Here is an 11,823-nt window from a genome sequence, read left to right as displayed (position 1 = left end):
GGGGCTTTTTGTTTCCGCACCCCAATGCCACAGGAGAAACCCTCATGGCCCAGAACTTCCATCAGGACGGTGACGTCCTCGACCTCGTCGCCCCTGCCGGCGGCGTGGTCTCCGGCGGTGCTTATCGCATCGGTACCATCAACTGCGTGGCCCTGGTCACCGCTGCCGAAGGCGAGGTGTTCGCCGCCAAGACCACTGGCGTATTCCGCCTGCCTGCCGCTGCCGGCTTGGCTCAGGGCGCTGGCGTGGCTCTGACTGACGGCGCCCTGGTTGCCGTCGCCTCGGGCGCGCTGTACGGCAAGTTGGCCGGCGCCACCGCCGACGGCTTCGCGCTCTGCCGCCTGAGCAACTGATGCGCAGCTTCAGGGACCGCATCGCCCGCTTGGACGCGGCAGTAATGCGCCACCTGGGCGACGGCGTTTGCCAGTACCTGAGCCGCACCGGTCAGGTGCTGGCAGACGACGTGCCGGTGATCGTCGAGCTGGAGGTGGAGCGCCTGCCGGACGATGACGCCATGGATGGCGCTATCGAGCGGCTTCGCACACACGCCATCCAGAAACACCTGCTGCAGCCGTTCGACCGCCAGGGCGCTTTCGTCATGGATGGCAAGACCTGGCATATCGACGGCATTGCCGCCGATGACGGCCATCTCGTCACCTTCTACGTGGTGCCTTGATATGACAGTCCGCGACATTCAAAGCGAAGCCATCGATGCGCTGCTGGTGCTTTTGGCGCCAGTTGGGCAGGTCGAGGAGGGCGACGTGCGCGCCATCTTCGACTCAGAAGACGACAGCCTTCCGGATGAATTCATCGTCCTGCAGCCAGGCACCACCGAGGAGGTGCTGAACGGTAAGCCGCGCATGCAGAACAGCGTGCCGGAAACCACCGTTATCAACATCGTCTTGGTCAGCAAGCTGCGCCAGTACTCACGCGGCCTGCGTGCTAAGCGCCTGGCGGTAAAGGTCGCCACGCGTGGCCATAAGTGCGGCCTGGAGAGCATTGGCGGCATCGCCTCTGCTGGCTTCCTGCAGGAGACCCCAACCCGCCCGGGCGATGGTCGCCGCTGGGCCGCTCACGTCATGCCCTTGCAAGTCACCTACACCCAGCCGCTCCAGTAGCGGTCAATTCCATTCAGGAGAAACACCATGCTTCACGCACCTGATCGTTCGCTGATCGGCTTCGGTGTGCTCGGTGCCAAGCCTTGGCAGTCGCAGCGCGGCCACCTCGAGGTCGGCAACAGCACCGAGCTGAAGATTCAGCACGCCACCGATAAGAAGAGCCTGCGCAACTTCCGCACCGGCATCGGCAACAACAACTCCAAGTCGCAGATCACTGCCATCACCGGCAGCTTCACCCTGTACGACTGCGGCCCGTCGCAACTGGCGCTCACCGTGCGCGCGGTCAACGTCGGCGTTCCGGCCGGCGCTGTAACCGGCGAGGCGCACCCGACTGGCGGCCTGGAGAACGAGCTGATCGTTTTCAAGAACCTGGTCGACACTACCGAGCCGGTGACTATTCTGGTTCCGCCTGCGACCGCTTCTGCTTCGGCCGCTTCGGGCAACGCCGGCAACGGTACCATCGGCGCCGTTGCAGTGAATGGCGCAGCGTCTGGTCAGTACGGTGTCGAGTTCACCAGCGCCACCGCCTTCGAGGTGACCGGCCCGAGCCCAGCCACTACCGTGATTGGTACCGGCACGGTCGGTGAGGCGTTCACCGGTGGCGGCTTGAGCTTTACCGTCACTGCTGGCGGTACCGCCTTTGTCGCCGATGATGCCTTCACCATTACCGTTGGTGCGGGTACCGAGGCAGAGGTGGGCGTCGACTACATCATCACTCCCTATGGCATCCAACTGCCGAAGGGCTCGACCATCGGTACGCGCGGTATCGTCGGCAGTTATGGTCGCCTCAAGGCCACGGTGTCGGAGATCCTGAAGGCGGCGCCGACCGAGCAGAGCTTGCACTTTGCCGGTCTGAACGACGCTCAGAACGGCCAGGTGTATGACTACACCCTGCACCGCGTGAGTTTCGACGACATCGCGGAAATCAGCCTGAACGGTGCGGAGTACGCCTCGTACAACGTCACCTTCGAGCTGCTGCAGGACTACACCCGTGTTGGTGACACTCTGTCGCAGTTCTACACCTACCGCGAGGCGGCAAAGGCGGCTTGATGCTGCTGGGCCAGGGATGGCCATCGCTGCCTTTGACTTGCTTCTACAGAGGTTATGTTATGCAGCCTTCAACGCCGATCGTCACCTTGCGGATGGGAGCCACCCTTGGCGGGATCAGCCTTGATCTTTCGGTGGGAATTTCGCGCGAAGCTTTTGAAAGCGCACTTGCAGGCGCATCAGTTGGGTCGTCGCCGACAGGTATTCAATCTGCACCTTTGGATCTACACCTTCCGGCTCTTTGTTCCCAAATGCCTGAGCTGCTTGCGCAAGGCCTGCAAGCCCAGCATCGAAATCTGGCCGCTGAGTCATTGCGGTTGCTCCAGCTTGAAATGGAAGAGCGCAATAGCGTAGCCGCGGAAGGTCGGCCGCAGTAGCTGGGGTTTCGTACAGGGCGCGCTTCGGGTTTCGGTGCTGGCATTGTGATGGTAGATTCCCTCCACTACCTTGTGGGAGGGAGCCCTATGCAATGCCCAACTTGTGATCATGAAGGTTCGGTTGCCAGCTTCGGTGAGCCGTTACGTTGCCCTGAGTGCGGTGCTTTCTATGAGAAGGCATTGGAGCTTAAGTTGCGGCGTTCGGTTTCTGCGCCGCCAGAGCCGGTAAGACCATCAGTCCCAGCCCCAGCCCCAACTTTCGCGAAAGGGCTAATTCCATGCAGAAGTTGCGGGTCGCCCATAAGTAAAAATGCCGCCAGTTGTCCGTTGTGTGGTGCTCCAGCAAAGAAGAAGACTTCTTTGTTTACCTGGATCGTGGCCGTTCTTGCTGGGCTTTGGCTGTTCGGGTTTATGGTTGACATCATGGTTAACCCTGCGCCACCCCAGCGAGCTGCTGCTTCTTCATCTCCATCTTCGCCTGCTCCAGCGCCTGCGCCGGTCGTTCCTCCTCCAATTTCGCGCCAGGCACAGGCTGAGGCAGCTACGAAAATTGAGAAGTTTGCGTGGAGCAAGTCTGCTGGTGGCGCTCTCATGAATGCGGACTTCACTATCCGTAATTCGGGGGGAATAGATGTAAAGGATATCGAGATTGAGTGCGTTCACTTTGGGCCAAGCGGTACCCGCATCGATAAGAACACGCGCACCATTTACGAGATTGTTAGGGCTGGCCAAACGAGAGTTTTCAGAGACTTTGATATGGGGTTCATCCATAGCCAGGCCGAAACAAGTAACTGCTCAATTAAGAGCTTGAAGATCTAAGCACGCATTTATAAACAACCCGCTTCGGCGGGTTTTTTTATGTCCGGAGAAAAGCGCATGAGCGTAAAAGACCGCCTGATCCAGTTCATCCTGCGCGGCAAAGACGAGCTATCGCCGGCTGCCAGGCAGTCTGAAGAGGCGCTGTCCAAACTGCGCGAGGAGGCCGAGCAGCTCGGCCATGCGCTCGATAATGCCAAGGAGACGGCCGGCCTGGCCAAGGAGCTGGAGCAACTGCAGCGCGCCACTGAACGCGCCCAGCGCAATCTGGAACAGGCGGAAAAGCAGGTAACCGATCTACGCGATGCTCTGAATGCCACGCCGGATGCCGCTGGCCTACAGCAGTCGCTCAAGGATGCCGAGCGCGAAGCCAGCCGCAGCCGTCGCCAGTTGGTTGCCCTGACGCAGCAGTTGGCTGAGGCCGAGAAGGCCTCGAAGGCCGCCGGTATCGATACTAACAAGCTGAGCGACGAGCAGCGCCGCCTGGCTACAGAGGTTGATAAGGCTCGCAGCGCGCTGGATGAAAACAACGCTCAACTCAAGGCCGCCCAGCGTGAGCAGGCCGCGGCGTCGCGTGCAACGGCTGAGCATTCCTCCAGGGTCGAGTCGCTCAGAGGGGCGATGAGCTCCGGCGCCCGCCAGATTCTCGCCTTCGCGGCTGCTTACGTTTCACTGAACGCCGCCATGGGCTTTGTGCAGCGCGGGCTTGGCCTCGTTGCGCAAGGTATCCGTGCGGTTGCTACGTCCGGCTCAGAGGAGCAGCAATCGCTGGCTCAGCTGGATGCCGCCCTGGCGTCTACGGGCCGGCAAGCGGAGTTCACCACCGCCCAGCTCCAGGCGATGGCGGATGAGCTCGAAGACGGCTCGATGCGAACTGCTGAAGAGATCCAGTCGGCACAGACTCGGCTGCTGTCGTATACCGACGTGGCATCGAAAGAGTTTCCACGGGCGATGCAGATCATTGTCGATCAGCAGCAGCGCCTGGGCATCAGTATTGAGCAGTCGGCCGAGATCGTAGGGCGCGCCCTGCAGTCCCCATCCGAAGCCATCGCAACGCTGGGCCGCCAGGGCTTCAAGTTCGAGGCCGATCAGAAGCGCCTGCTGAAACAGCTTGAGGCAACGGGCCGTAAGGCTGAAGCCCAGGCAGTGATCATGGATATGCTGACCGAGGCCTATGGTGGCGCGGCGGCAGCGGCCAAGATGGGCACCTTTGCCGGCTTGCTCAAAACCATCGACAAGCAGGTTGGCGACTTCACCAAGCGCGTTATGAATTCGGGAGCGTTCGAATTCATGCAGCGCAAGCTGCTGGATGTGAGCAACTACTTAGACGACATGGCCAAGGATGGTCGGCTTGATCGCTTGGCCGAAGGACTCAGCAAGGGTTTTATCCAAGGCGTAGAGTGGGCTGAACGATTCGCGAAAAAGCTGCTGGAGATCGACTTTCAGAAGGTCTCTGACGATGCTGCAGCGTGGGCAGGCAACCTTGGGCAGCACTTGGATGACGCCCCGCAGAAGTTTTACGCATTCATTCTGCCCTTCCGGGCTTTGTTCAATGGCCTGACCGCGGGGCTTTCCCTTGTCGGGGCGTTCGCTACGGATCTGGCAAGCAAGCTTCTGATTCCCCTTGAGATAGTGGCAAAGGCCTTGCCGGATGCACTTGGCGGTGACCGGCTCCGCTCTGCTGTAGGCTCTGCTCGCGCAACACTGGATGGCCTCACCGCTGGTTTTGTGGCCCAAGTCGAGCAGTCTGGCAAAGGCATCCGGGCGGCCTGGGATGATGCCATGGGGGGCGTCTCCGACAGCACTAAGACCAAGATGGCCGAGGTGACCGAGACCATCAAGCTGGACTCGGTTAGCCAGGCTGACTTCGTGCGGCAGGCTGTCACCTCGATGCAGGGCGCGCTGGATCAAATCAGCGCGGCCAAGACGGTCGCACAGCTTCGCCAGGTCGGCGACGAGATGTATGCCGCTTACAAGCGCGGCGATATCAGTCAACAGGAGTACGCCGCCAGCTCGGTCGAGCTGAATCGCCGGCTGACCGAGTTAGGTGGTGGTGCCAAGAATCTCGCCAGCTCGGTGGGTATCGCGTCGGAAAGCCTCAAGAACCTGAACGACGTGCAGCGCGCGATCAGTGATGCAAAAACCGACCGCGACATAACGGCTATTCGCACGGCACTCAAGCGCCTGTATGACGATGGCCAGCTGGGTTCGTCTGAGTACAACGCCGAGCTGAACAAACTCAACGCCCGCCAGAAGGAACTAGCCCAGGCCCTGCAGGGCAGCAAGAAAGCCCAGGACGATAAGAACAAGTCGGACCAGCAGGCGATCGTCACCAGCGAGCAGCTACGCCGCGAGAGCGGCAAGCGCATGGAAGCCGAGCGCAAGGCGAGCGGCGAGGCGATGGAACGCCGCCGCAAGGAATCCAGCGACGCACAGCGCGACATGAGCGCCGTTGAGGGGTTCTTCAGCGGTGTCATGAGCCGCGCCCGGGAGCCAGTTGCGTCGCTGAGCCGTGCAGCGCTGGAGCTGTACGATCGTCTGCGCGGCCTCACCACGGCGGCGCCGAGCATCGACACCAGCAGCCTGGAGTCCACCCGCACGAGCCTTGAAGGGGTCACTAAGGCGCTGGGCGAAGTGCGGGCGTCGCTGGCTTTGCCGATGCAGAGCAGCCTGGCTCGCTGGATGGCAGAAACCCAGCAGGCCAGCCTGCAGACGCAACAGGCGTTTCTGTCGCAGAAGTCCAGCCTGCAGAGCCTCATGCGTGATTACGAGCGTGGGTCGCTCACCGCGCAGCAGTTCGTGCGCCGAGCAAACAGCATGAAGCAGGCACTGAGCCTGCTTGATGGCTCCGACCTGAGTGGCCTGGAGTCGGCTATCGACGCCGCCAACCAGCGTATGCAGCAGATGGGGCAATCCACGCGCAGCACGCTTGAAAGCCTGCAGGACGAGCTGGACGGGTTGCAGGGCCGGCAAGACGACATCGAGCGCCGCCGCTTTGCCGCTCGCCAGCGTGAGCTTCAGGCTCAACTGGCAGAGGCACAGGCAGGCGGTGACGCCCAGGCCGTGGCCAACGCCAGTCGCGCCCTTGGCCTGCTCCGGCAGATCGAGAGCGAAAGTGCGATGGCTCGCCAGGCCGAGGAACAGAAGAAACGCATGGAGGCGCAGCAGGCCACCCAGCCGACCGCACAGCAGGCAGCGCAAACGCCGAGCAAGGTTATCCGGCTGGAGGTGCCAGGCCGCGCTGGGGTTGACGTCGCCCTGGGTTCAGATGCTGACGAAACCAAATTGCTCGACATTCTCGCGAATGCCGGGCTGAGGAGCCTGTAATGCCGATTGCCCCTTTGGTGTTGGGAGACATTGACCTCGCTGAAGATCCAAAGCTGTGCGGCGACCAGATGGAATGGGTCGATCAGTTCGATTGGGACCCGGTGGCGCAGGAGCAGGAACGAAGCCTGACCGGCGCGCTGATCATTCAGGAGGGCGTAAAGCTGTACGGGCGACCGATCACGCTGGCCAGCAATGGCGGCGCCTGGTTCACGCTTGCGACTGTGCGCGCCCTCGAGGCGCTGCGCGATCAGCCTGGCATCGTCATGCCGCTGACCCTGCAGGATGGCTCGCAGCACTACGTGACGTGGAATCGCGCGGCCGGCGCTCCGGTGCAGGCCGTGCAGGTGTTCCGCAAACCGAACCCCGAACCCGAATGGGAATACGAACTCACCCTGCGCCTGATCACCGTAGCGCCGCTACCGCCCGACCCTGAGCCGGAACCCGACCCCGAACCCTGACAGCCCGCCCCGTGCGGGCTTTTTGTTGCCTGGAGATTGATGGCATGACCATTGCCGCAACTGACGTAAAGCTGCTGAAAAGCCAGCGCCTGACCGACGAGAACGACGGCGGCGGCCGCGCCACCGGCAATGCCGTGGTTGATGGCCAGGTGAACAACGTATTCCCCGACATCAGCCGGCTCGACCGCACCACTGGCCGCATCAACCTGCGCAAGCTGTTCGGCGGGCCGATGACGCAGAACGCCGACGCCTACCTCGGCGCGCACGCCATCGTCACCAAGGCGCCCGCTGACCCGCGCGTGAGCGTGCTGCTGTTCAACACTGGCAGCCAGATCGACGAACGCCGCGATGCGCGTAACGCCATCGAGAGCTATGTGGCTGCGGCCACCACTGCGCAGTTCGATCTGCTCGGCACCCAACTGGCCGGCCAGCGCGCCATCGCCTGCGTACAGCGCGAGGAACAGCGCGTGCCGGAGATCGGTGACGTGTTCCAGCTGGTGACCGCCACCGCGGCGCAGTACGTGCGCCTGACCGGTGTAGACGCTCGCCTGGAGCAGTTCACCTACGACTATGGCAACGGCAACTTTGTGAACTTCACCCGGCGCCGGCTGGATCTGCAGATCAGCGCGCCGCTGCTGAACGAGTTCCCGGGCGGGCAGGTAACCCCGGCCGGCACCTCGCCGACTGCGCTGAGCGGTGTGGCCAAGGCGCGTGTGTTGTCCACCCAGGTGGCCGATGCGGCGCGTTATTACGGCATCAGCCCGTTGGCCGAGGCCGTGGCGCAGGGCGCGCTGACCTTGCGCGTGCAGTCCGTCTACAGCCAGTTGGTGCCGAGCACCACCAAAGAGTCGGCTTTGGTCGACGTGCTGGGCGGCTATCAGCGGCAAATCTACGTGCCGGCCGGGCCGGCGCGTTCGGTTGCGCTCACCGTTGCTGCCGGCGCGCTGGCGGGCGAATCCCGCACGTTCCTCGGCACCGGTTGTGCGCCTGGCACGCTGACTATCGTGGCCAACGGCGGCACCTACGCCGATGACAGCAAGGGCGGCTTGCGCTACGTGAGCGGCAGCAACTGGCTTAGCTCCGGCCGCGTGGACTACCAGACAGGCGAAGTCACCCTGGCCCGCACCGGCACCAGCTGGACGGGTAGCGCGAACGGCACCTATCGCCCAGGCGCGGCAGCGACCGGCGACACCATTACCGGCGAAGTCGAGATCACGCTTGGCAATCGCGGCTATGTCTACACCCTGAACCTGTCCGGGGCGGTGCCGCGCCCCGGTACGCTCAACGTCAGCTTCATGGCCCTGGGCAAGTGGTACGAACTGCGCGACCAAGGCGATGGCCTGCTGACCGGTGAGGGCGCAGGCACCATCTCGTTCGGCACCGGCTCGGTATCGCTGACCCTCGACGCGCTGCCCGACGTTGGCAGCTCGCTGGTCTACAGCTACGTCAGCTCGGCAGACAACGCCATCACCGAACGCTCTGGCGGCAGCGTCGTGCCCAAACTGGAGGTGCGCTACACGCTGCCTGAAGGCGGGGTGCTGCCGGGCTCGTTCTCGGCCACTTTCACGGCAGGCACCGTGCGCACGCTCACCGACAACGGGCAGGGTGTACTGAGCGGCTCGGGCGGCACTGGCACTATTGCGTATGCCTCGGGCGAGGTGGTCATGGTGCTGAGCGCTACGCCGAGCGGCGGCATTGCCTACGCCTGGGAGCGCGGCGCCGTAGAAAGCGGCGCGCTGGCCGTGAGCAGCGACGGCAGTGGCATAGCGACTTTTACTATCCCGGGTGCGCCACTGAAGCCCGGCAGTGTACGCGTCAATTGGATGACCACACGCCGCCAGGCCGCTCCAGCCGTCAACTGGCAGGTGATCGAGGCGGGCAATGTGCTGCCGGTGTATGACGGCTATCGGGATATCGCTAACGTCGCCAACGATAACGGCAGCGGCGGCTGGCAGGGTGGCCGTGCGGGCAGCATCAACTACACCACCGGCCAGGTGACGCTGCAGGTTGCAGCGCTGTATGACTACGTCGAGTACACCTACAGCAACCGCTCGAAGGGCACTGCCGTGCAGCCCAAGCTCACCGAGCCGGTGCTGGTAACCACCAATGTGCAGCTACGCGAGTCGTTCGGCGGCACCGTCGAGCACGCGGCCCAGGCCGACAGCGTGAGCACCGATCCGCAAACTGCAAGCCAGGCCCAGCCCGGCATCACCGTCGAGCTGCTGCCAGGCATTGCCGAGCCCATCGTGCCGGGCAGCCTGCTGTTCAGCTGGAACGGTGGGCTGTACTGCGACCGCTCCGGCATCCTGTACCGCGACGTGGCGAGCAACACTAACGGTGGGGTGGCTGTGGGCACGGTGAACTATGCCGACCGTACCGCGACGCTCAGCAGCTACGGCGGCAACGCCTCGGGCGCGGTGAGCGTGCTGGCCTGCCTGACGGCAGCGGTGGGTTTTAGCGTGACCGCTGCAACGTACCGCACGCCTGGTGCGCCGCTGCGTGCTGGCAGTATGCAGGTCACGGCAGTGCGCGCGGATACTGCAGAGGTCGTAACGGCAGTGAGCAACCTCAATGGTGAGTTCAACACCGGCATTGTGCGCGGCACCGTCGACGCGACTACCGGCATCACCCGGCTGACGTTCACGACGAATCCGGCCGACGACACCGGCAACAGCGACATTCCGGTCATTCCGCTGCTGCTGCGCTACAACGCCGTTGTGCAGACGCGCCTGCCGCTCGATGCCGGCCTGCTGGGTCTTGACCCGGTGCGCCTGCCGGCCGATGGCCGCGTGCCGGTTTACCGCGATGGCGACGTGCTGGTGATCCACCACACCGCCGAAACCGTTGTGGCATCGCCGACCGCTGGCAGCACGCTGCAGCTGGACCGCGCGCAACAGGCAGAGATAGAGGTGGTGGACGGTGCCGGCACGGTGCTGCGCGCTACCTCGTTCACGGCTGATCGCGAGCTGGGCACCGTTACCTGGGCGAACCCGTTGGTGCTGCAGGACGAAGAGGGCAACCCACTCGGCCTGCCGCTAATCGTGCGCGACCGCGTAGAGCACATGACCATGTGCACCGAGGTGCAGATTACCGGCCAGCTGGGGTTTAGCGCGCCGCTGCCGTGGGACTTGCCGGCAGGCGAGGCCATGGTGTCGAGCGCGGTGGCGTGGGGTGATCTGCAGTCGCGGATTCATGCCTGGTTCACGCAGCAGACGTGGAGCCAGGGTGCCCCGAACTGGACCGACGCGCCCATCGGCAACACCACCACGGCGCAATACAACCAGCTGAGCTACCCGCCGATCATCACCAACGCGGGCGGCATCGCTGGCAAGTGGGCGCTGGTGTTCACCAGCTCGACCGCGTTCAACGTGGTGGAGGAACGCCTGGGCGTGATCGCCACTGGCAACACCAGCACCGACTGCGCGCCGATCAACGCGCTGACCGGGCAGCCTTATTTCACGATCCGTCGTGAAGGCTGGGGCTCCGGCTGGGCGGCTGGCAATGCGGTGCGCTTCAACACGGACTCGGCGCTCGGCCCGATGTGGTGCATCCGCACCGTCATCAGCGGGCAGGGCATCGTCGATGATGACAAGTTCGAACTGCAGGTTCGGGGAGATGCTGACTGATGGCTACTGCGTATCACAGGGACCAACCAGGCGCCCCGGCGCTGGCTTACTCGTCAGCCCGAGATGCGTTGGCGCATTTCTCTAGCCTAAAAACCATTCTGAAGGCTTGTCTGGTTGCGGGTTATGGCGCCCAACCTGCTGCAGGATGGGCGCTTATCGCGGAGGGGGATAGCCACTTAGTACTGCGCAATGGCACCCATACCGGGTATGTGGGGCTGTCGTTCTCTGTGGGGGTTGTCACTGTTCATGTGTCAGAGACGTTCACCGGGGTGACCAGTGGCATTCTGCAAGGGGATGGACAGAAGAGTGGAACTGCCGCTGGCAACTCAGTGCCGCAGCGCATCGGGATTCAATGGGTGGCGTATTCATCAGATGCGTCGACGTGGATGGTTGTTGCCGATGAGCGCACATTCTCAGTGAATTGCCTCACGAACGCCGGTGCGGGCCCGTGGGTTCCAGTTGTAGCTTCAGGCCCAGCGCTGAACTTCCTGCTGTATGTGGGTGAGGATAGTGCTGGGAATTTCATTGCAGTGGGTGGCAGCAACACTACTGCCACCGCCTCGCCGAGCCAAAGTAATGGTTTTTCGGCGGCTGGGTTCACCGCGCTTCGCGATCCTTCGACCGGCCTTTTGGTTGATGCTGCCAGTGTGGCTGTGGTTACGCATGGACTCACGGATACGTTCCGCTTGGAATCTGTGGCGCGGACACCTCCCGTGCTCGATCTTGTGCGCCCTTACTGGCACGGCGCGGGCGCGTGGGGCGGGTATCTGCGGGGCCTGGTCATGCCAGGGATGCTTGCTGTTTATCTTCCGGGCGTGATCGCTGACAGCCTGGGTTTCGCTGGAGGGCAGTTCAACTCCAGAACAGCCAATACCCCCGTGAATCTCGGGGGGAGCTGGCAGTATTTCGTGCCGGTGTACTACCCCCGTAGCACGGCCCTGTTGATGACAGATGCACCGGAGTATTGGTGATGACAGTAGCTGTGCTGCGCTCGGTTCCGGTGTCGGGGTACATCGCGCCGCCGAAAGTCTTGCTGCGGTTTCGGCTTTTGCGC

The 11,823-nt window shown here is 63.1% G+C and carries 10 protein-coding genes; 9 read left to right on the top strand and 1 reads right to left on the bottom strand.

The genetic code is table 11. From position 1 onward, the window contains the following. Positions 1-44: 44 nt before the first annotated feature. Genes B2U07_RS07305 through B2U07_RS07290 form a run of 4 tightly spaced genes read left to right on the top strand, consistent with a single transcriptional unit; the run spans position 45 to position 2,168 of the window. Positions 45-353, top strand: a complete 309-nt coding sequence (locus B2U07_RS07305; protein ID WP_296276576.1) for a DUF2190 family protein — start codon at positions 45-47, stop codon at positions 351-353. After that, positions 353-676, top strand: a complete 324-nt coding sequence (locus tag B2U07_RS07300; protein WP_296276575.1) for a hypothetical protein — start codon at positions 353-355, stop codon at positions 674-676. Before B2U07_RS07305 ends, B2U07_RS07300 begins: the two co-directional genes overlap by 1 nt. A 1-nt stretch (position 677) precedes the next feature. Beyond that, positions 678-1,118: a hypothetical protein gene (locus B2U07_RS07295; protein ID WP_296276573.1), complete on the top strand. Its 441-nt coding sequence runs from the start codon at positions 678-680 to the stop codon at positions 1,116-1,118. A gap of 27 nt (positions 1,119-1,145) precedes the next feature. After that, complete coding sequence (locus B2U07_RS07290; protein WP_296276571.1) at positions 1,146-2,168, top strand: hypothetical protein; 1,023 nt, start codon at positions 1,146-1,148, stop codon at positions 2,166-2,168. 114 nt (positions 2,169-2,282) lie between these two features. Here B2U07_RS07290 and B2U07_RS07285 read toward each other — a convergent pair whose 3' ends face one another. Beyond that, entirely contained in the window at positions 2,283-2,477 is a 195-nt protein-coding gene (locus B2U07_RS07285; protein ID WP_296276569.1) for a hypothetical protein, read from the bottom strand. 425 nt (positions 2,478-2,902) lie between these two features. Here B2U07_RS07285 and B2U07_RS07280 point away from each other — a divergent pair, with 425 nt between their 5' ends. The 5 genes from B2U07_RS07280 to B2U07_RS07260 all read left to right on the top strand — a co-directional run bounded on the left by B2U07_RS07280 (position 2,903) and on the right by B2U07_RS07260 (position 11,740). After that, the gene (locus B2U07_RS07280; protein WP_296276568.1) at positions 2,903-3,361 is read left to right on the top strand and encodes a hypothetical protein; all 459 of its coding nucleotides are present in this window, start codon (positions 2,903-2,905) and stop codon (positions 3,359-3,361) included. A gap of 387 nt (positions 3,362-3,748) precedes the next feature. Continuing rightward, on the top strand, positions 3,749-6,685 hold the full coding sequence (locus tag B2U07_RS07275; RefSeq protein ID WP_296276566.1) for a phage tail length tape measure family protein: 2,937 nt from the start codon (positions 3,749-3,751) through the stop codon (positions 6,683-6,685). Then, the gene (locus B2U07_RS07270; RefSeq protein WP_296276564.1) at positions 6,685-7,143 is read left to right on the top strand and encodes a hypothetical protein; all 459 of its coding nucleotides are present in this window, start codon (positions 6,685-6,687) and stop codon (positions 7,141-7,143) included. The genes B2U07_RS07275 and B2U07_RS07270 overlap by 1 nt, the downstream gene beginning before the upstream one ends. A 44-nt stretch (positions 7,144-7,187) precedes the next feature. Then, positions 7,188-10,769: a hypothetical protein gene (locus B2U07_RS07265; RefSeq protein WP_296276563.1), complete on the top strand. Its 3,582-nt coding sequence runs from the start codon at positions 7,188-7,190 to the stop codon at positions 10,767-10,769. Continuing rightward, positions 10,769-11,740: a hypothetical protein gene (locus B2U07_RS07260; protein WP_296276561.1), complete on the top strand. Its 972-nt coding sequence runs from the start codon at positions 10,769-10,771 to the stop codon at positions 11,738-11,740. Before B2U07_RS07265 ends, B2U07_RS07260 begins: the two co-directional genes overlap by 1 nt. Positions 11,741-11,823 lie beyond the last annotated feature (83 nt).

It is taken from the genome of Pseudomonas sp. UBA7530 (assembly GCF_002479365.1).
Lineage (GTDB): Bacteria > Pseudomonadota > Gammaproteobacteria > Pseudomonadales > Pseudomonadaceae > Aquipseudomonas.
This window is presented reverse-complemented; position numbering and strand designations above follow the sequence as displayed.

Coding starts and splice junctions, on each gene's coding strand:
- B2U07_RS07290 (WP_296276571.1), top strand. CDS start 1,146: ATGCTTCACGCACCTGATCGTTCGCTGATCGGCTTCGGTGTGCTCGGT.
- B2U07_RS07305 (WP_296276576.1), top strand. CDS start 45: ATGGCCCAGAACTTCCATCAGGACGGTGACGTCCTCGACCTCGTCGCC.
- B2U07_RS07295 (WP_296276573.1), top strand. CDS start 678: ATGACAGTCCGCGACATTCAAAGCGAAGCCATCGATGCGCTGCTGGTG.
- B2U07_RS07270 (WP_296276564.1), top strand. CDS start 6,685: ATGCCGATTGCCCCTTTGGTGTTGGGAGACATTGACCTCGCTGAAGAT.
- B2U07_RS07265 (WP_296276563.1), top strand. CDS start 7,188: ATGACCATTGCCGCAACTGACGTAAAGCTGCTGAAAAGCCAGCGCCTG.
- B2U07_RS07260 (WP_296276561.1), top strand. CDS start 10,769: ATGGCTACTGCGTATCACAGGGACCAACCAGGCGCCCCGGCGCTGGCT.
- B2U07_RS07285 (WP_296276569.1), bottom strand. CDS start 2,477: ATGACTCAGCGGCCAGATTTCGATGCTGGGCTTGCAGGCCTTGCGCAA.
- B2U07_RS07300 (WP_296276575.1), top strand. CDS start 353: ATGCGCAGCTTCAGGGACCGCATCGCCCGCTTGGACGCGGCAGTAATG.